Here is an 18032-nt window from a genome sequence, read left to right on the forward strand (position 1 = left end):
GCGTGCTTTGGACGCAAATGTCGATCGCCGAAAAATCGGAAGGGCCGCATTATCTATTTGAATCAGAATATTATTCAGGTATTAATCGGCCAGCCGTAGTTTCACGGATGAAGCGTGGAGTTCTGCCTGCTCGGTATGTTCCTATAATTAATGCGAACATCCGACAGGAGAATATGAATGCGTTTCAAGCCCGTTCACCAGGCGCCGATGCTGCGTGCCTCCGCGCTGGCGATTGCAGTTTCGGTTTGCGCCACGACGGCTCAGGCGCAGACCGCTGAAGACGGTGGCACGACGCTTTCGATTGACGCCGATCTGCGCGTTCTTGCCGAAGCGATCGACGGTCAGTTCCGGCCCGGATCGGCGAATGGGGAATTTCTGCTCACTTCGCGGCTTCAGGTGAATGCCGAGGCCGATTTCGGTCCGGTCGCGATCGGTGGCGAACTGCGCGACTCGCGCGCGCTTTCGATCGAAAGAGATTCGGTTGCGGGCAGCAGCAGCATGAATGCGCTCGAACCGCTCCAGGCCTGGATTGCAGTTGATTTCGCGCCGATGGGCGGCGAAGCGCGCCTGAAGGCAGGTCGCTTTACCCAATCGCTCGGATCGGGCCGCCTGATCGGCACGCCGGGCTATGCCAACAACATCGTCAGCTATGCCGGCGCGCAGCTGAACTGGAAGAATGGCGGGACGAACGTAACCGGATTCTGGGCGCATCCGTTCGCCACGCGGCCTTCCAGCGCCGCTGAACTGCGCGACAACAAGGTCGCGCTGGATAGCGTGTCCGACGGTGTGACGATCTTTGGTGCGCATGTCGCCCGCGCCGGGCTGTTTTCCGCGACGTCCGGCGAAATCTATGTCTATCGCCTTGCCGAGCATGACAGGCCCGACAGCGCGACCCGGAACCGGCATCTGACGACGATCGGCGCGCGCCTCTATCGCAAGCCGACAGCCGGCCGCCTGGACTTTGATGTCGAAGGCGCCGGCCAGTTCGGCACGATCCGCAGCAGTTCGGCTGCTTCGAATAGTACCGACATCGATGTCGGCGCAGCCTTCGCGCATATCGAAGCGGGCTGGTCCTTTGCCGGGTCGATGAAACCGCGCATCGCCCTCGAATTCGATTATGCCACCGGCGACGGGCGCGATGCCGGCCAGTTCGGCCGTTTCGACATGCTGTACGGCGCGCGCCGCACGCCGTTCGGTCCGACGGGAATTTATGGCCCGCTCAGCTGGAACAACATTGTTTCGCCGGGCGTCCGCTTCTCGTTCCAGCCGGCGTCCGACCTCGACTTTTTCGCGGCGGTACGCGGCGCATGGCTCGACAGCGAAACCGACAGCTTCGCCAAGACCGGTGTGCGCGACGCCAGCGGCAATGCCGGCACTTATGCCGGAACCCAGGTCGAAGCCCGTGCGCGTTACTGGCTGATCAAGAAGCGGCTCCGGCTCGAACTGGGCGGTGCGGTGTTCGCCAATGGCCGCTTCATGGAAGACGCGCCCAATGCGTCGGGCAATGGGGATACGCATTATGGCTACGCCGCTCTTTCGGCGAGCTTCTAAGCGGTCGTTTCAACGCTGTTCGCTGGCCGCTAGGTACATCCCCGATATCGACTTTCGTCGATATCGGGGGAATACGACGCCCATCGAAAACGCTTGGTTCTCAGGAAACGCGTTGTGGCGGCAAGCGCTCTTTTCGTTCTGAACATTGCCGAGACGGGATTGCGCAGCATTCTCGCCGCGCGGCTGTCGCTTCTTGGCGTCGATGTGATCAGCATTCGCGACCTGGACGATCGGGCGTTGGCGCGGATGGTCCGCAAGCGCACCATCCTCGTGCTCGATGACGATACGCTCGCGCGTCTGCCCGATGGCGATCCGGAACGGCTCCTTGCGCAACCCCGCTGGAGCGACATCATCATCATTTCGCAACGCTCCCCGGACGATGCGAAACATGGCGACCGCATCCGCTATATGCCGCGCGCGGAAGCTGCGGTCCAAATCGTGGAACTGGTCGAGCGCTGGCTGGGCGCCAGCTGACAGGTCGGCTGGCGTTTCAGCTGGTCTCCTTGGGAAACAGTCCTGCGGCAAAGGCAATGCGCAACGCCTCCGAAAGGCTGCGCACTTCCAGCTTCTCCATCAGGTTGGCACGATAGATTTCCACCGTGCGCGGGCTGATATCCAGATCATAGGCGATGATCTTGTTCGACCGGCCTTCGATCAGTCCCTTCAGCACATCGGTTTCGCGCGGCGACAGCTTGTCGATCTTGGCTTGTGCGGACTGGACGCGAGAGGCTTCGACACTGTCCTGATCCAGCCGCGAGAAGGCCGCATCGACGATCGACAGCAACTCCTCGGCTTCATAGGGCTTTTCGATGAAATCGAGCGCGCCTTCCTTCATCGCTTCCACGGCGAGCGTGACATTGCCCTGGCCGGTCAGGATGACGGGTGCGAAGCGGACATCCTCGCCGATCTTCTTCAGAACATCGAGGCCGCTGGAGCCGGGCATGTGAAAATCGAGCAGTGCCACGCCGGGATCGAGTTCGGGCACTTCTTCGAGAAAGGCGTCTCCGGTTCGGAATCCCCGGATCACCAGATCCGGCTGGACCGACAAAAGGCCGTGCAGTGACGCGCGAACGGCATCGTCGTCATCGACGATGTAAATGGTACGAGTCATACTTCCTCCACCTCTCCCACGGTGGGTAGGGTGAAGGAAAATTTCGCTCCGCCCTCCGCCTTGTTCTCGGCGCTTAATGTGCCACCATGTGCTTCGATGATACGCTTACTGATCGAAAGTCCAATCCCCATTCCCGAACCATCCTTTGTAGAAGTGAATCGCGCGTAAAGTTGCGTCAACAATGCGTCGGGGATGCCGGGACCATTGTCGGATACCGATATTTCGACATGATCGTCATCCAGCTTTCGGGAAGTAATTTCTATCTGTCGGCTCGTGTTGCGCGAGGTACGCAACGCTTCCATCGAATTACGCAACAAGTTGACAACCACCTGCTGAATTTGAATCCGATCGGCGAATACCAGTCGCGCCACAGGGTCGAGATCATAGGTTACCTGAATATCGAACTGGCCCGTGCCGAGCAGCACCAGTTCCGCAGCTTCCCGTAATGCCGGCTCGAGCGCTTCGGCACGCATCTCGACTTCGCCCTTGGCCAGGAATTCGCGCAGTCGACGAATGATGAGCCCGGCACGCTGGGTCTGTTCGGCGCCCATGCGCAACAGGTCGCTGACGCGCTCGGTTTCGCCGTCGCTGTCGATCAGCATGCGCGCCGCCGCGAGAAAATTGGCGGCGGCGCTCAGCGGCTGGTTGAGCTCATGGGCAAGATCGGCCGCCAGCTCGCTCATCGCGCTCTGGCGCGACACATGTGCCAGTTCGGCGTTGAGGTCGCTCATCCGTTCCTTGTTCGCCAGCTGTTCGCTCAGATCGCGGTAGAAGACCGTGAAAAGCGTCTGCCCGCCAACTCTTGCGGCGCTGGTCCGGGCCTCAACCGGGATGAGGCGGCCCGATGACGCCTTCGCGGTCAGGGTGATCGCGCGATCGACGAAGTTGTTCGCCCGGCGGAGTAGATAGGGTTCTCCGCTCGCTTCTTCGGCCTCGTCCCAGGTTGCCGACGGGATCAGGAGCGATACATGCTTTCCGATAACGTCTCTGGTCGTATAGCCCCACAGTTTCTCGGCGGCTGAGCTGAACCGCTCGATCTTCCCCTTCGCGTCGAGCACGACCATCGGATCCGGGACCGTGTCAAAGATCGATCGTAACTGCGCCTCGCTTGCGCGCAGCGCTTCCTCGCTTTCTGCGCGCAGGGTTACGTCGAGTATGACGCCGACGATCCGGACAAGCATCCCGTCGGAATCGTAATAGGCGCGCGCCGATCCTTCGATCGAGCGCGGCGAGCCATCGGGCGGAAGAAAGCGGTAGCGATAATTGAAATACTCGGCCTGCTCGTCCATCACATGTCGCAACGTTTCGATAAAGCGCGCGGCGTCCTCCGGATCGACCATGGTCAGCCAGCTTTCGAAGTCGCGGACGCTTCCGGGCTTCAAACCCAGGCGGCTTTCTGCCCCGGGGGACCATTCGAACATTCCGGTGGTAACGTTGAAATCCACAACGCCGAGCTGATGCGCCGCAGTGGCCGCAGCGAGCCGCTCCTCGCTCACCTGGAGCGCCCGAACCGCTTCTGCGGTGGGCGACACGTCGATCACGGTCAAAACCCGCCGCAAATCCCCGTTTCGGCCGGAAAATTGGTTGAGATGTTCGACCACCGAAACTTCGGTCCCGTCTTTACGAACCTCGACGAGTTCCTGGGTGTCCGATGGCGGCCGGTGGGGAAGGCCGGATGACCAGTGCGACTGGCATCGCGACTGGAGCAGCTCATATTTATTCTTTCCAACCGCTTCGGCGCCGGACCATCCGTAAAATTGTTCGCATCCTTTCGGCCAGTGCCGGATGATGCCTTCCTGATCGACGGTGACGATCGACGCATAATCGAGGGTCTGGTTGAGATCGGCCATCCGCTCATGGTCCGTGCCGACGCGGCGCAATGCCCAGATCGAGAAAGCGGCGATGATGAGGACATTCCCGATAACTACCGTCAGTTCGCGCGATGCGGGCGAGAGCAGCGAACGGTTCTCAAGCACCAATTCGATCAGCGATGGCAGTCCAGGCAAAAGCAGCATGACCGGCAGAAGCACGCGTGCCATCCGCCAGGACGGATCGGGTTCCGCCTGACCTGCAATCAGCGTCAGGCGAAAATTCCAGATTATCAATGCGGCAGCGATCGCCAGCGCAGACAATGATCCGGGGATCGAATTGGCGAACAATCCTTGTTCTCCGGCCTTGTGCGAAGACAGGAGCGCCAAGGGTATGGAAATCACCGCAAAGGCGATTGCCGTACTGGCGAAAACGGCCTTGTTCTCATTCCTGATCAGAGCGGCGCGACAGGATGCGAATGCGGAGAGTGTAAGGAGAACGAACAACGCCGTCGGATTTTCCAGCGGCAGGCTGGTAGCCTCATCGACTGCGAGACTTCCGAACAGCCCGAATAACGGAGCGCCGCCGATCACGGCTTGCACAATCGAGAGCAGCGCGATGAACGCGGTAACGATCCAGCAGCCGCAGGCGATACAATGCCGACCGAAAACGAGCGCCATGATGCCCGATCCAAGCGCGCAATAGCCGAGGGCAGTTAATGGACGTATCGCGAGATAGTGGCGGTCCCATTCGTCAGCCCAGGGAAAATGCAGTATCCAACCCATTACCGAAATTAGGCTGCAGAAAACTGCAAATAACGCGCACAGCACGCTTGCTATCACGCCGGCGGGCCATTCTTTGCCGCCTTCACTATTCTCTATGGTTAGTACGTCTTTTGTCGACACGCCTCTGGCCCCTGACCCTGGCGACCTTAGCCTAGCCAAAAAAAGGCAGCTCGGGAAACGGAAAGTGAAGCCCGGTACCGCAGCCTTATTCCGTTGCCGCAATGGCTTGCCATTCCGGGTGTGACGCGCGAGACAATGTCCGGGGCTCCCACCGACGGGGGCGTGTGGGGAGATCTGATCTTGTTGCGAATGACGATCGCGATCGGCGCGGCGGCCACGCTGATGGCATGCACGCCGGACGGTGGCGGAACTCAGAGTGCGGGCAGCACGACCGCTTCGTCTTCATCGGCCAAGGACGTGCAGCGTTATTCGCGCGATCCCTATCCCTCCACCTATCATCGCTATCCCGGCGCGCCCACGCTGGTGACCAATGTGACGATCTTCGATGGCGAGGGTGGGCGGATCGAAAACGGGTCGATCCTGTTTCGTGACGGCGTGATCGTGGCGGTCGGCACCGATATCGCCGCCGAACCCGGCGTGACCGTGATCGACGGGACGGGCAAATATCTGACGCCCGGCATCATCGATGTGCATAGTCATCTGGGCGATTATCCCTCGCCATCGGTCGCCGCGCTTTCCGACGGCAATGAAGCGACCAGCCCGACGACGCCCGAAGTCTGGGCCGAGCATAGCGTGTGGCCACAGGATCCGGGCTTTGCGCGCGCGCTGGTCAATGGCGGGGTCACCACGCTTCAGATTCTGCCGGGCTCCGCCAATTTGATGGGCGGGCGTTCGGTCACGGTAAAGAATGTCTATGCGCGCACGGTGCAGGGGATGAAGTTCCCCGGCGCGCCCTATGGCCTCAAAATGGCGTGCGGCGAAAATCCCAAGCGCGTCTATGGCAGCCGCGGGCGAATGCCGTCGACGCGGATGGGCAATATCGCTGTCGATCGCGAAACCTGGGCGCGCGCGGTCGAATATGATCGCAAATGGGACAAATATGAGCAGGAAGGCGGCGACAGTCCGCCGTCGCGCGATATTGCGATGGATACGCTGCGCGGCGTGCTCGACGGCGAAATCCTGGTCCAGAACCATTGTTATCGCGCCGATGAAATGGCCGTGGTCATGGATATGGCCAAGGAATTCGGATATCATGTGACGGCGTTCCATCATGCCGTGGAAGCGTATAAAATCGCCGATCTCCTCAAGGAAAACGACACCTGCGCCGCCGTCTGGGCGGACTGGTGGGGCTTCAAGATGGAAGCCTATGACGAAACCGACGCCAATCTGGCGATCCTGGAAAATCAGGGCGCGTGCGCGCTGATCCATTCGGACGACGAAAACGGCATCCAGCGCCTCAATCAGGAAGTCGCCAAGGCGCGCGCCGCCGGCAGGCGTGCGGGTATCGATATTTCCGAGGAACAGGCCTGGACCTGGGCGGCGATCAATCCGGCGCGCGTGCTGGGCATCGCCGACAAGACCGGCAGCCTGAAGCCCGGAAAGATGGCCGACATCGTGCTGTGGAACGGCAATCCGTTCAGCGTGTACACGCGGCCCGAACGCGTCTGGATCGACGGCGCGCTGATGTATGACATGAACGACCCGAGCCGCAGGCCGGTGTCCGATTTCGAGCTCGGCCAGCCGGGCGGGGGGAATTTCAATTGATCCGGCGTCTTCTTTTCGCGGCTGCGGCCATCGCCGCCGCGCCGCTCGCTCCCGCTGCCGCGCAGGATGTGGCTATCGTCAACGCAAAGCTGGTGATCGGCACCGGTGACGGCCCCATCGAGGGCGGTACCGTCATCGTTCGTGGCGGTCGCGTGGTCGCTGCGGGACAGGGGATTGCCGTGCCGGCGGGGATGGAAACCATCGATGCCGGCGGCAAATGGGTAACGCCGGGCATCTTCGCCGGCTTCACGCGGCTGGGCATCGTCGAAGTTTCCGGCGTCAGCCAGACGAACGACGCTGCCGCAGGGGATTCGCCGTTCCACGCCGCGATCGACGTGGCGCCGGCGGTCAATCCGCGCACGTCGTCGCTCGCGCTCAACCGTGCCGAGGGGATCACGCGCGCCGTGGTCGCTCCGGATACTGGCAGCAGCATGTTCGCGGGGCAGGGGGCGATCATCGACCTTGGCGCCGATATGGACGCCGTCACTGTCCCGCGCGCATTCCAGTTCATGGAATATGGCGAAGCCGGCTCGCGCGAAGCCGGTGGCAGCCGCCCGGCGGCCTATGCCTTTCTGCGCAATGCGTTGATGGAAGCGCAGGATTATGCCCGCAACCCGGCAAGCTTTGCCGATCGCGGGCCCGACGCCTTTCTGACCCGGCTCGACGCCGCGGCGCTGGTGCCGGTGGTGCAGGGCAAGGTGCCGCTGATGGTCCATGTCGAGCGCGGTTCGGACATTCTGGTGATCCTGGGCCTGCGCGAGGAATTTCCGCGCCTCAAGCTCGTGCTGGTGGGCGCGACCGAGGGCTGGACCGTCGCGCCGCAGATCGCGGCAGCCGGAGTGCCGGTAATCGCCAAGCCATTGGCCGACCTTCCTTCCTCGTTCGAAAGCCTTGCCTCGACTCAGTCGAATATCGGCCGAATGCAGGCGGCGGGCGTTACCGTCGCGATCGGCACGATCAACAATGACGAGAGCCATCAGGCGCGCTGGGTAAAGCAATATGCGGGCAATCTGGTCGGCCTGTCGCGCGTGTCCGGCGCCACCGGGCTCGACTGGGGCCATGCATTTGCCGCGATCACGTCCGGCCCGGCCGAAGCGCTGGGCATGGGCGACCGGTTCGGTTCGCTGCAGCCCGGGCGCCATGGCGATGTGGTGATCTGGGACGGCGATCCGCTGGAAATCGGCAGCACGGCCGTTGCCGTCTATATCGACGGGGTCGCCCAGCCGCTGGAAACGCGCCAGCAATTGCTGCGCGACCGGTATCTGACTCCGCCGGACGGGCAACTTCCGAACGCCTATCGCCGTTGAACAGGTTAGGAGTCGCGCCGCATCGTGCATATGCGCATGCGGCTATTTGGGAGTGAAGACATGACACGCTGGATATTCGCCGCCACCGCCGCCGCTGCACTGACGCTCGGGGGCTGCGGGGAATCGCCGGAAACCAACACCCTGCCGTCGGAAAACGCTGCAGTGGCCAATGATGCGATCGACAATGGCATGGCGACCAATGTGCAATCCGCCATTATCGAAATGAACGACAATACGCGCAATGTCGTGCTGGTCCGCGCGCTGATCGACGCCGGGCTGCAATGCCAGGGCGTGACCGAATCCGAACGCGTTTCGGATCGCGATGGCCTTCCGACCTGGCGTGCGACCTGCACCGACGGGACGCAGCATCTGGTGTCTTTCACCGCCGACGGGACGGCCTATACCGTCAGCCGCAACTAAGGCTGCGATACCGCTGAGACCGGAATTGGGCTAAGCGCCGCTGCATGGAGCTCTGGCCCGATTCCGAACCCGCGCCCCGGCGCGAAAGCCTGGTGAGCCAGCTGCTCGCCGGGCTGCGGGCGCGACGTTCGCCGGACGGAGCGTTGCGTGCGGAGCGGCCCGATTGGCGTTTTGCTGTGTTGGCGGGTCTGGCGATAGCAGCCGGACCGTTGGCGCTGTGGCTCAGCGCCGCAATTTCCGGCGCGTCGATCGAACGTTCCAATCAGTCGCTGCGCGCGCAGCTTGCCCCGCGTGCCGAAAGCAAGGCGCGCAATCGGGTCAGCCGGCGCGAGATCGCGCTGCTTGCGCAAACGCCCGGACTGGCCGCGACGATCGATGCGCTGGCTCGCGCGGTTCCCGCCAATGCCAATGTGCTTCGGCTCGCGCGCGCGCATGAGGGTGTTCTGGAAGTCGATATCGCTACGCCCGATCCGGACATGTTGCTGGCGACGCTGCGCAGGCATCCATTGCTTGCGCAGCTGAAAGCGGTCGGGCAGCGATCGAGCGATGGCATGGTGATCGTGTCGCTGGCCGGGCCATCGCGATGAAGCCTTCGCCGTTGCTGTTCGGCGTCGCCGGCGGGCTGATTGTCGCCGCTCTGGCTGTGCCTCAGGCGCTGCATGCGCTTGATCGCCTGTCGCGCGCGCGAACCGAACATGCCCGCCTGACTGCCCAGCTCGCTGAACCGGAAGTCCGGCCGCTGTCGCTTGTCGCGCCGCCCTGGCGCGCGCCGCAGAATGACGCCGGGGCGGCGGCGCGTGCCATCGCAAAGCGGCTGCGCAGCGCGGCAATGGCCAATGGTTTGCTGGTGGAACAAATCGCACTGCGCCGCGCACCGCAGGGGCTGGCTGCGGTCGCGGTGCAACTATCGGGTTCGGAAAAGTCCATCATCGCCTTTGTCGACGGCATTTCCCGGGAACCACCGATGATACGCTTTCGTAGCTGGGAGATCGCGCCGGGCGAGGGCGGCGGTCTGCGTTTTTCCGGCATCGCGGTGACGGCATGGCAGTGAAAACAGGCCCGCTCTGGATCGCAGTTGCAGGCATGACCCTGTTCGGGCTTGCAGCGCCATTGTTTCTCGCGCGTGGCGAAGACACGCCAGTGGCTGGCGACCGGGAGATTGCAGGCCCCTTGTCGCTGGAGCGTCCCGGTGCATTTGGCGCGCTGTATTCGCGCACCTTGTTTGCGGCGGCGGGCGATGATGCGCTTCCCGCCGACGCGCCCGATCTGATCGGCATTGTCGGGCGGCTGGGCGACGGGGCGGTTGCGCTGGTCCGGCTGGCCGATGGATCGAGCCGAACGATAGGGATTGGCGAAAGCGTCGATGGCTGGCGGCTCGATGCGCTCGCGATCGATGCGGCGTCGTTCACGCGCGGCGGGCGTCAGATCCGCGTCGCGATCGCAACCGACGACGTGTCGCGAGCCGAAGAACCGCCTCAGTAAATCCCGTCGATTTCGACTTTCAGTCGCGGGGCGGGTGGGCGCAGCAGCATCGAATGATGCTCGCGATTTTCCTGCTCTTCGGCGCGCAGCCGGGCATAGCGATCCGCCGCCGCTGCCGAAGCATCCTCGCCATTGCGCAAAATGGTGGGCTTCAGGAAAATGAACAGCGTCCGTTTGTCGTGGCTTTCCTGTCGCGACCGGAAAAGCTCGCCGATGATCGGGATCTGGCCCAGGATCGGGACCGCCGAAATCACCTGCTGATAATTGTCGGACGTCAGACCGCCGAGCACGATCGTGCTGCCATTGTCGGCCAGTACCGTCGTCGTCACCGATCGTTTGTTGGTGATGATGTCGGAGGCGCTGCTCAGTTGTACGGGAGAGATTGACGAGGCTTCCTGCGTCACGTCGAGCCGGATCGTGTCGCCCGCGTTGATCCGCGGCAGCACGCGCAGCGTGATGCCGACATCCTTGCGTTCGATCGTGGTATAGGGCGTCGCACCGGAATCGCTGGTCAGGATCGATCCGGTTACGAACGGCACTTCCTGTGCCGCGACGAATTCGCCCATGCCATTGTCGACCACCGTGATCTGCGGCGTCGAAAGCAGATTGGCGCGCGTCGAGGTCGCCAGCGCCTGTACCAGGATCGAGAAATCGTCGCCGATCGCCACATTGCCGCTAAAGCCGTCGCCCAGAAGCCGGCCGGCCGGCACGCCCAGCAGAGACAGGATCGTGCCGAGCGAGGGGCCGGGCGTGCTGAACGACGTGCCGGCGCCTTCGATATCATCGAGCACCGCGCCGCTGGTTCCCAGCTGCACCGCGAGCGATTCCGCATCGTCGCCGGTGATTTCGGCAATCGCCGCTTCGATCAGCACCTGCGGACGACGCACATCGAGCTCGGCCAGCAACTCCTCGATAGTGGCCATCATCGCGGGGGTGCCGCGCACGACGATGGCGTTGATGTCCGGCGCGGGCTGCACGGTCACGTCGGGCGTCGAAAAGCCGGCGGGCGTTTCGGTGCGCGTCGCGGAAATCTGGCCCGAACCGGCTTGCGTGGCGGTATCCATGCCGTTGGTATCGGCGCCGGTGGCTGAAGTAAGGTTGGAAAGCGCGCGCGTCGGGCTGATCCGTGCCGAACCATTGCCCGACAGGCTGCGCGCCACCGGATTGGTCGCTTCGGATTCGATGCCCAGCGTGCCGCGCAGCACCTCTGTCACGCTTTCGGCATCGGCATAGGAAAGGCGAAAGACGCGCGTCACCGGGGTCGCGCCACCCGGTTCGTCGAGCGATGCGGCGATGCGGCGTGCCTCCGCCACTGCGGCGGGCGTGCCGCGCACGATCACGACGTTGCTGCGCGTGTCGGCGGCAATCCGCGTGGCGCCGACCGTCTGTTCGCCGTTGCCGCCGCCCATCACATTCTGCAGCGATTCAGCCACCTGGGCGGCATTGCCATAGCGCAAGGATATCGTCGCAAAGCTGGAGCCGCCATCGCCGTCGAGCTGGCGTACGATGGCTTCGATCCGCCGGACATTGTCGGCATAATCGGTGACGACGATGGCGTTGGGACTGGTCAGCGGTTCGACGCTGCCGAAATTGGCGACCAGCGGCCGGACGACACGCGCAGCCTCTCCGGCGGGCACATTGGACAGGCGGATCATCCGCGTCGTCAGTTCCTGCCCTGCGGTGCTGCGGGTCGGGGCGCCGCCGTCGCGCACGGCGTTCGCCTGCGGCACGATCCGCCATGCACGGCCCGAACGCACCGCCGCGAATCCGTTGGCGCGCAGCACCGACTGGAACAGCTCCCATACCCCCGCACGCGTCAGCGGCTGGGCAGAGGTGACGGTCACCACGCCTTTGACCGCAGGGTCGAGGATCAGCGTTCGCCCGGTGATCCGCGAAATCTGTTCCGCAACATCCGCGATTTCCACGCCGCGCATGTTGATGACGATGTCCGCCGCGTCCTGCATCGGCACGGTTTGTGCCATCACGGTTGCGGGGGGCGTCAGCAACATGCCCATGGCCGCCAGGAAATGCGTGGAGATGCGAATCGAATGCACGGAAATTTCCCTAGCGGAGAGGCATGGTGACGGTCAGCCGGTTACCTTGGCGGATCACTGTGACGCTGGCGTTACCATTGGCCTGTGCCGCCTGAATCGCGGCGGCTGCGGCAGCGGGATCGTTGAGCGCCGCGCCGTTGATCGATTCGATGACGTCGCCGGGCATCAGCCCGGGCGGCGGGCTGTCGCCGATATGCAGGCCGTCCGCTCCCGGCGTCGCGTCGAAACGCTGTAACAGGCTGGCCGCATTGGCGGGCTGCGCGGGCGCGGCTGCCGCGCCGCCTTGCGGCTCCTGTGCGCCTTGTGCCTGACGCTGCTCGGGCGAAAGCGTCGGATCAGGGAAGGTCAGAGCCTCGATCCGTCCGGCATTTTCGATCACCACCCGGTCGCGCAGGATGCTGCGGATCGTGCCCTGGCTCACGCGTGCGCCGACCCCGAAACTCTCGACCGGTCCGCCTTCGACCGAAATGAAGGCGGTCGAAAGCGATGCCGGGACAGCCGCGACCACGCCCTTGAGTTCGAGCGGCAGCGATGTGCGCTGCAGCGCTTCGACACTTGCCTTGCCGAACGGAGCCAGTGCCAGGGCGGGTGCGATGTCGGTCGCCGGGGCAGCCATGCCCGTGGGAACCGTGATCGCTCCGGTGCCCGCATGCCCGGCGATCCGCCAGGTCAGTCCGGCAAGTGCGAAGGCGACCGAAATGACGACCGCGCCGGTCAGCAGATCGAGTGTCGTGCGCGCCTGACGCGGGGAAAGGGCGATTCGCGGACTCATCGACGCTGTGCTTCAACGAAGCCATCGAGCGTTGCAAGCGGCGCTTCTTCGCCCGGAGCGCGCACGGCAATCCGTACGCGCTCGATTGCGCGATCGTCGGTGGGTTCGCGTTTTTCGGTCACCAGCCACTGCTGGTTGAGCATCTCCACTAGCCCGGGCATGCCGCGCGCGCCGAGCGACAGTTCGGCGAGCCGGTTTTCGGCAACCCACATCGCCGTGGCGCGCCGTTCCAGCGCGCGGGTCGAATCGATGTGCGATTCCACGGTTCGCGTGAGCCCTACCGCCGCGATTGCCAGGACCGACAGCGCGACCAGCGCCTCGATCAGCGAAAAGCCGGAATGTTCGGGCCCCGCGCTCATGACCCGGACAGCGCCGCAGGTATTGCAGTCGCCGTCAGACCGTCGAACGTCACGCGCCAACGCTGATCGCCGCTTTCGATCGTGGCCAGCAACGGCTGTCCCGCACCATCGACGCCCAGCACCACCGGCGGTTTGACGTTCAGCGTCATCACGATCCCGCCGGGCAGTTCGTGAAAGCCAAATGCCCCACCGGTCCGCGCTACCAGACCGTCGGAGCCGTAATCGGCAAAGCCGTAGCCATGTTTCTCGACAGTGAAGGCGATCATATGATCGCCCAGCATCGCATCGTCCGCCGCCGCCTGAAGCTGGGTCGCCAGCCGCCGCGCCTCGGTTTCGACATTGGGCGCGCGCGTGACGCTGCCGATACCCAGCGATACGGCACCCGCCGCGACGCCGATAATCGCCAGCACGATCAGCATTTCGATCAGCGTAAGCCCGCGCTCACGCACGGGCACGTTGCCGCTCGGTCGATTGGAAAGCCGGGCGGGTTCAGCCTTCGATATCGGCATCGACGCCTTCGCCACCGGGCTTGCCGTCGCGACCGAGCGACTTGAGCGTGAACCGCGATCCTTCATTGGTATAGAGGAAGGGGCGTTCCCATCCGTCGAGCGCGGGGGAGGAAAGATAGCCGCCGTCCGCCCATGCGGGCGGCACCGGCGGCGTCGCGGGTTTTTCGACAAGCGCCTGCAATCCCTGCTGCGTGGTCGGGAGCATGCCGTTGTCGATCCGGTACATCTTCAGTGCCGCCGACACCGTGGTCATATTGGCTTTGGTGGTGGTGACGCGCGCCTGATCCGGCCGGCCCATGACATTCATCGCGATGATGCTGCCGACGATCGCGATGATCACCAGCACGACCAGCATTTCGACGAGTGTCAGTCCATCTTCCCCCGACGGCGAATCCTTGCGGACAATGCGTGCGGCTGTCAGGCTGTCACAAAATTGTTGGAAAACTATGCGCATCGCTGTCCCATGCGTTCGGTCGATGAAAATATGATGACATCCGACAAAGCGGTTTCAGCGGTGCCGGGTCGTGCCGACGGCGTGTGGAGCCTTGCCGGCGGCGTGCCCAGCATAGTCGAGCCCGAGGGGCCTGCAACCTTGCTGGTGCCTGCCGAATCGGTGCGAATGCTGGCGGTCGATCTGCCGCTCGCCTCGCCAGCGAAACGGCGCGAGGCATTGCCCTTCGCGATCGAAGACCGAATCGCCGATCCGCTCGACAAGGTGCATCTCGCGCTCGGCGAATCGGTCGGCGACAAACGCTATCTGGTCGGTGTCGTGCGCCGCGAGGTGATGGAACGCTGGGTCGCGATCGCGCACGAACATGGCCTTGGCCATGCCGCGATGGTGCCCGACGCGCTTGCGTTGCCGCCGGTGTCACCGGGCGAATGGTGGATCGATATCGACGACGGACGCGCGGTGGTGCGCACCGATGAAGGCGGCTTTGCCTGTCCCGTCGGGCTGCTCGGGGCCGCCTGGGAAGCGGCTCGACGCCCGGCCATTGTCCATAGCGGCGAACCGATTCCCGAAGCGATGCAGCCCGTTCGACAGGGGACGATCGACCGCGAAGCGATGGTTGCACAGCTTGCCAGACCCGCGCTCGATCTGCGGCAGGGCGCATTTGCGCGCGGCGGGGCAGGCGGCCGTTTCTGGCGTCGCGCGGCGCTGATCCTCGCAATCGGTGTGGCGGCGCATGTCGTGATCGCGCTGGGCGATACGCTGATGCTCCATGTGATCGCGGATCGCCGCGAGGCCGAAACCCGGGCGCTGGTGGCGCAGATGGCGCCGGGGACTGCGCTGGGCGACGATGTGGCAGGCGCCGTTGCCGACATGCTGCCGGTGACTGGTACGCGCGCCGTGCCGCAGAGTTTTCTGCCGATGCTGTCGCGCATTTCCGGTGCGCTCGCACCGGTCGGCGGGGGGCTCACCATGCAGGCAATGGCATTTCAGGCGGATATACTGACGATGGATTTCGCCCCTGCCGAGGCCGGAATGGCGGCGCGCATTGAAACGGCGCTGCGTTCCGCCGGTGTCTCCGCCAATGTCGCACAGGCGGCCGATGGCACGATCCGCATCACTGCGCGCGCCGCATGAGCCGGTTGCCTATCTCTGCGATCGAACCGACCTTCGCCCGCATCGGGACGTGGTGGGATGGCCTGAGCAATCGCGAGCGCTGGATGGTCGGTGGGCTGGGACTGTTCCTTGCTGCGCTCATCGTCATTTATGGCATCGTAAAGCCGCTTCAGGCCGCCCGCGCCGATGCGATGCAGCAAATCCGCACCTATGAAACCCTCAACGCGCGCATCCGCGCCGCCGGAACGCTTTCCGCAACCCCGCCCCCCGCGATTCAGGCGGGGGCGACAACCGATATATTGACGGCGTCGGCGCAGCGTTTCGGCATCGACGCTGCAGTCGCGCAAACGCCCGAAGGCGCCCGTGTCGAAATCGTGCAGGCGAAGTATGACGATATCCTCGCCTGGATCGCCGATCTCGCGACCGGCAGCAGCCTGAACCTGACGCGCCTCGACATGAAACGCGGCGCCGCGCCGGGGCAGGTCAGTGTCACTGCGGAATTCGCGCAATGAACGAAACGCTGCCCCTTTCCGGCGACGGCGCGGAACCGCGCGCGCTCCCTTATGGCTTTGCGCGCAGGCAGGGGGTGTTGCTGCGCTCTGGCGCGGACGGCGGCCCCGAATGCGTCCACCGCCCGGATGCCACGCTCGATGCGCTGCTCGAAGTACAGCGCGTTGCGCCCGGGGTGCGGTTCATATCGGTTGCGGAAGACGCCTTCTCCGCCGCGCTCGCCGCGGCCTATTCGGGCGTTGGCGGCGGCTCTTCGGATATCGACCTTGGCGATATGGACCTTGCCGCGCTTGCCGACAGCGCCGCGACGATCGACGACTTGCTCGACACGCGCGACGATGCGCCGGTCATCCGGCTGATCAACGCGCTGCTGCTCGAAGCGATCAAGGAAGGCGCGTCGGACGTGCATATCGAAACGCAGGAAAAGCGGCTGATCGTCCGCTTCCGCGTCGATGGCGTGCTGCGCGACATGATCGAGCCGCCGCGCGCGCTGGCGCCGTTGCTCGTCAGCCGTATCAAGGTGATGGCGAAGCTCGACATTGCCGAAAAGCGTGTGCCGCAGGATGGGCGCGTCACGCTGCGCATCGGCGGCCATGATGTCGATGCGCGCGTGTCGACCATTCCGACCCAGCATGGCGAGCGCGTTGTCCTGCGCCTGCTCGAACGCGGCAGCATGAAGCTGGAACTCGGCGGCCTGGGCATGAGTGAACGCGACCGCGAGGTCTTCGGTCGCCTGCTCGAACGCCCGCACGGCATATTGCTGGTCACTGGCCCCACCGGCTCGGGCAAGACGACCACGCTCTATACCGCGCTTACCCGGCTCAACGATCGCAAGCGCAATGTGATGACGGTCGAGGATCCGATCGAATATGAACTTGCCGGCGTCGCGCAGACGCAAGTCAATCCGCGCACCGACATGACATTCGCGCGGGGGCTGCGCGCGATCCTGCGTCAGGACCCCGATGTGATCATGGTCGGCGAAATCCGCGACCATGAAACCGCGCAGGTTGCCGTCCGATCGGCGATGACCGGGCATTTCGTCCTGTCGACGCTGCACACCAACAGCGCGGTCGGATCGGTGACGCGCCTGATCGACATGGGCGTCGAGCGTTACCTGCTCGCGCCGATGGTGGTGGGGCTCTGTGCCCAGCGGCTCGTCCGTCGCCTCTGCCCCGAATGCCGCCGCAAGGACGAAGCAACCGAAGCCGATGCGGTGCTTCTGGGCGGCGCGATCAAGCCGGGCAGGCAGCTGTGGCGCGCAGTCGGTTGCGACCAATGCCATGGCGATGGCTATCGCGGTCGCGCAGGCATTTACGAAGTCATCGCCGTCGACGAGAAATTCCAGTCGATGATCCATGACGGCGCAAGCGAAGCCGAACTCGAGCGCCATGCGCACGCCGATAATCCCAGCCTGCTCGACGATGGCATCGCCAAGATCCGCGATGGCACGACCACGGTCGAGGAAGTCGCCCGCGTCGTCAGGGACGAAGGGTAAGAGATGGCATACCATCTGCCCGGTTCATTGCCGTCGCGAAAGCGTGCATAGCCGCTATATGTTTGATCTTGCACCACTCCCCGAATCCGCATTGCGCGGCGCCTTGCTTGCGCTTCTGGCTCTGACGTGGATCGTTCTGGTCGTTCGATGCGTCGGGCTGCGGGCTTTTTCGAAGATGACGGCGTTCGATTTCGTCGTCACGCTGGCGGTGGGTTCGCTGGTCGCGACGGCGGCTTCGGCGAGCGGCTGGAACGCTTTTGTCCAGGCGCTGGTCGCAATCGTGCTGCTGCTTGGCGCACAGGCGTTGCTCGCCCAATTGCGGCGCTATTCGAAAACTGCGGAAAAGGCGCTCGGCAACGAACCGTTGCTGCTGATGCGGCATGGCGAGTTTGACGAAACGGCGATGCGCAAATCGCGCGTGGCCCGCAGCGACATCATCGCAAAGCTGCGCGAGGCCAACGCACTCGACCTGTCGCGCGTGCATGCGGTCGTGCTGGAAACCACCGGCGATATTTCGGTGCTGCACGGCGATCAATGCGATCCGCTGCTGCTCGAAAACGTCCGAACCTGCTGACAATG

Annotated in this window: 19 protein-coding genes; 12 read left to right on the top strand and 7 right to left on the bottom strand. The window is 63.9% G+C overall.

Annotated elements, in window-relative coordinates; translation table 11 throughout:
- Positions 1–177 precede the first annotated feature (177 nt).
- Positions 178–1551 carry an alginate export family protein gene (locus DKB74_RS01970; RefSeq protein WP_109806421.1) on the top strand — a complete coding sequence of 458 codons (1374 nt, stop codon included), beginning with the start codon at positions 178–180 and terminating at the stop codon, positions 1549–1551.
- Positions 1552–1665: 114 nt separating this feature from the next.
- The gene (locus tag DKB74_RS01975) at positions 1666–2025 is read left to right on the top strand and encodes a hypothetical protein (protein ID WP_109806422.1); all 360 of its coding nucleotides are present in this window, start codon (positions 1666–1668) and stop codon (positions 2023–2025) included.
- A 16-nt stretch (positions 2026–2041) separates the two neighbouring features.
- Here DKB74_RS01975 and DKB74_RS01980 read toward each other — a convergent pair whose 3' ends face one another.
- Together DKB74_RS01980 and DKB74_RS01985 are read right to left on the bottom strand one after the other, a co-directional pair.
- Entirely contained in the window at positions 2042–2662 is a 621-nt protein-coding gene (locus DKB74_RS01980; protein ID WP_109806423.1) for a response regulator transcription factor, read from the bottom strand.
- Positions 2659–5478, bottom strand: coding sequence for a PAS domain S-box protein (locus DKB74_RS01985; RefSeq protein WP_145960874.1), 2820 nt, complete (start codon positions 5476–5478; stop codon positions 2659–2661). The genes DKB74_RS01980 and DKB74_RS01985 overlap by 4 nt, the downstream gene beginning before the upstream one ends.
- 33 nt (positions 5479–5511) lie before the next feature.
- On the opposite strand from DKB74_RS01985, the gene DKB74_RS01990 reads away from it, so the two are divergent.
- Genes DKB74_RS01990 through DKB74_RS02015 form a run of 6 tightly spaced genes read left to right on the top strand, consistent with a single transcriptional unit; the run spans position 5512 to position 10190 of the window.
- Entirely contained in the window at positions 5512–6981 is a 1470-nt protein-coding gene (locus DKB74_RS01990) for an amidohydrolase (RefSeq protein ID WP_239987333.1), read from the top strand.
- A complete protein-coding gene (locus DKB74_RS01995; RefSeq protein WP_109807062.1) occupies positions 6981–8288 on the top strand; it encodes an amidohydrolase family protein in 1308 nt (435 codons plus the stop codon). The genes DKB74_RS01990 and DKB74_RS01995 overlap by 1 nt, the downstream gene beginning before the upstream one ends.
- A gap of 60 nt (positions 8289–8348) precedes the next feature.
- Positions 8349–8708 (top strand): hypothetical protein, encoded by a 360-nt coding sequence (locus tag DKB74_RS02000; RefSeq protein ID WP_109806425.1) that lies wholly within the window; start codon positions 8349–8351, stop codon positions 8706–8708.
- A gap of 44 nt (positions 8709–8752) precedes the next feature.
- Positions 8753–9295, top strand: coding sequence for a hypothetical protein (locus DKB74_RS02005; protein WP_109806426.1), 543 nt, complete (start codon positions 8753–8755; stop codon positions 9293–9295).
- Entirely contained in the window at positions 9292–9759 is a 468-nt protein-coding gene (locus tag DKB74_RS02010) for a hypothetical protein (protein WP_109806427.1), read from the top strand. The genes DKB74_RS02005 and DKB74_RS02010 overlap by 4 nt, the downstream gene beginning before the upstream one ends.
- Complete coding sequence (locus DKB74_RS02015; protein ID WP_109806428.1) at positions 9750–10190, top strand: hypothetical protein; 441 nt, start codon at positions 9750–9752, stop codon at positions 10188–10190. Before DKB74_RS02010 ends, DKB74_RS02015 begins: the two co-directional genes overlap by 10 nt.
- Here DKB74_RS02015 and gspD read toward each other — a convergent pair.
- The 5 genes from gspD to gspG are packed head-to-tail and all read right to left on the bottom strand — an operon-like array spanning position 10184 to position 14338.
- The gene (gene gspD, locus DKB74_RS02020; protein WP_239987334.1) at positions 10184–12244 is read right to left on the bottom strand and encodes a type II secretion system secretin GspD; all 2061 of its coding nucleotides are present in this window, start codon (positions 12242–12244) and stop codon (positions 10184–10186) included. The genes DKB74_RS02015 and gspD overlap by 7 nt on opposite strands.
- Positions 12245–12254: 10 nt before the next feature.
- Positions 12255–13016: a type II secretion system protein N gene (locus tag DKB74_RS02025; protein ID WP_109806429.1), complete on the bottom strand. Its 762-nt coding sequence runs from the start codon at positions 13014–13016 to the stop codon at positions 12255–12257.
- Positions 13013–13375, bottom strand: coding sequence for a type II secretion system minor pseudopilin GspI (gene gspI, locus DKB74_RS02030; RefSeq protein WP_109806430.1), 363 nt, complete (start codon positions 13373–13375; stop codon positions 13013–13015). Before gspI ends, DKB74_RS02025 begins: the two co-directional genes overlap by 4 nt.
- Positions 13372–13884 carry a prepilin-type N-terminal cleavage/methylation domain-containing protein gene (locus DKB74_RS02035; protein WP_109807064.1) on the bottom strand — a complete coding sequence of 171 codons (513 nt, stop codon included), beginning with the start codon at positions 13882–13884 and terminating at the stop codon, positions 13372–13374. Before DKB74_RS02035 ends, gspI begins: the two co-directional genes overlap by 4 nt.
- Positions 13865–14338 carry a type II secretion system major pseudopilin GspG gene (gene gspG / locus DKB74_RS02040; protein WP_109806431.1) on the bottom strand — a complete coding sequence of 158 codons (474 nt, stop codon included), beginning with the start codon at positions 14336–14338 and terminating at the stop codon, positions 13865–13867. The genes DKB74_RS02035 and gspG overlap by 20 nt, the downstream gene beginning before the upstream one ends.
- A gap of 33 nt (positions 14339–14371) precedes the next feature.
- Between gspG and gspL the strand changes: the two genes are divergently transcribed.
- From gspL to DKB74_RS02060, 4 genes are all read left to right on the top strand, one after another.
- Positions 14372–15469, top strand: coding sequence for a type II secretion system protein GspL (gene gspL / locus DKB74_RS02045; RefSeq protein ID WP_239987335.1), 1098 nt, complete (start codon positions 14372–14374; stop codon positions 15467–15469).
- On the top strand, positions 15466–15960 hold the full coding sequence (locus DKB74_RS02050; protein ID WP_109806432.1) for a type II secretion system protein M: 495 nt from the start codon (positions 15466–15468) through the stop codon (positions 15958–15960). The genes gspL and DKB74_RS02050 overlap by 4 nt, the downstream gene beginning before the upstream one ends.
- The gene (gspE, locus tag DKB74_RS02055; protein WP_109806433.1) at positions 15957–17453 is read left to right on the top strand and encodes a type II secretion system ATPase GspE; all 1497 of its coding nucleotides are present in this window, start codon (positions 15957–15959) and stop codon (positions 17451–17453) included. The genes DKB74_RS02050 and gspE overlap by 4 nt, the downstream gene beginning before the upstream one ends.
- 175 nt (positions 17454–17628) lie before the next feature.
- On the top strand, positions 17629–18027 hold the full coding sequence (locus tag DKB74_RS02060) for a DUF421 domain-containing protein (RefSeq protein ID WP_239987336.1): 399 nt from the start codon (positions 17629–17631) through the stop codon (positions 18025–18027).
- Positions 18028–18032 lie beyond the last annotated feature (5 nt).

It is taken from the genome of Stakelama portus, assembly GCF_003171655.1.
Taxonomy (GTDB): domain Bacteria; phylum Pseudomonadota; class Alphaproteobacteria; order Sphingomonadales; family Sphingomonadaceae; genus Sphingomonas; species Sphingomonas portus.

Coding starts and splice junctions, on each gene's coding strand:
- DKB74_RS01970 (WP_109806421.1), top strand. CDS start 178: ATGCGTTTCAAGCCCGTTCACCAGGCGCCGATGCTGCGTGCCTCCGCG.
- DKB74_RS01980 (WP_109806423.1), bottom strand. CDS start 2,662: ATGACTCGTACCATTTACATCGTCGATGACGACGATGCCGTTCGCGCG.
- DKB74_RS01990 (WP_239987333.1), top strand. CDS start 5,512: ATGTCCGGGGCTCCCACCGACGGGGGCGTGTGGGGAGATCTGATCTTG.
- DKB74_RS02000 (WP_109806425.1), top strand. CDS start 8,349: ATGACACGCTGGATATTCGCCGCCACCGCCGCCGCTGCACTGACGCTC.
- DKB74_RS02005 (WP_109806426.1), top strand. CDS start 8,753: ATGGAGCTCTGGCCCGATTCCGAACCCGCGCCCCGGCGCGAAAGCCTG.
- DKB74_RS02010 (WP_109806427.1), top strand. CDS start 9,292: ATGAAGCCTTCGCCGTTGCTGTTCGGCGTCGCCGGCGGGCTGATTGTC.
- DKB74_RS02015 (WP_109806428.1), top strand. CDS start 9,750: ATGGCAGTGAAAACAGGCCCGCTCTGGATCGCAGTTGCAGGCATGACC.
- DKB74_RS02025 (WP_109806429.1), bottom strand. CDS start 13,016: ATGAGTCCGCGAATCGCCCTTTCCCCGCGTCAGGCGCGCACGACACTC.
- gspI (WP_109806430.1), bottom strand. CDS start 13,375: ATGAGCGCGGGGCCCGAACATTCCGGCTTTTCGCTGATCGAGGCGCTG.
- DKB74_RS02035 (WP_109807064.1), bottom strand. CDS start 13,884: ATGCCGATATCGAAGGCTGAACCCGCCCGGCTTTCCAATCGACCGAGC.
- gspG (WP_109806431.1), bottom strand. CDS start 14,338: ATGCGCATAGTTTTCCAACAATTTTGTGACAGCCTGACAGCCGCACGC.
- gspL (WP_239987335.1), top strand. CDS start 14,372: ATGACATCCGACAAAGCGGTTTCAGCGGTGCCGGGTCGTGCCGACGGC.
- DKB74_RS02050 (WP_109806432.1), top strand. CDS start 15,466: ATGAGCCGGTTGCCTATCTCTGCGATCGAACCGACCTTCGCCCGCATC.
- gspE (WP_109806433.1), top strand. CDS start 15,957: ATGAACGAAACGCTGCCCCTTTCCGGCGACGGCGCGGAACCGCGCGCG.
- DKB74_RS02060 (WP_239987336.1), top strand. CDS start 17,629: ATGACGGCGTTCGATTTCGTCGTCACGCTGGCGGTGGGTTCGCTGGTC.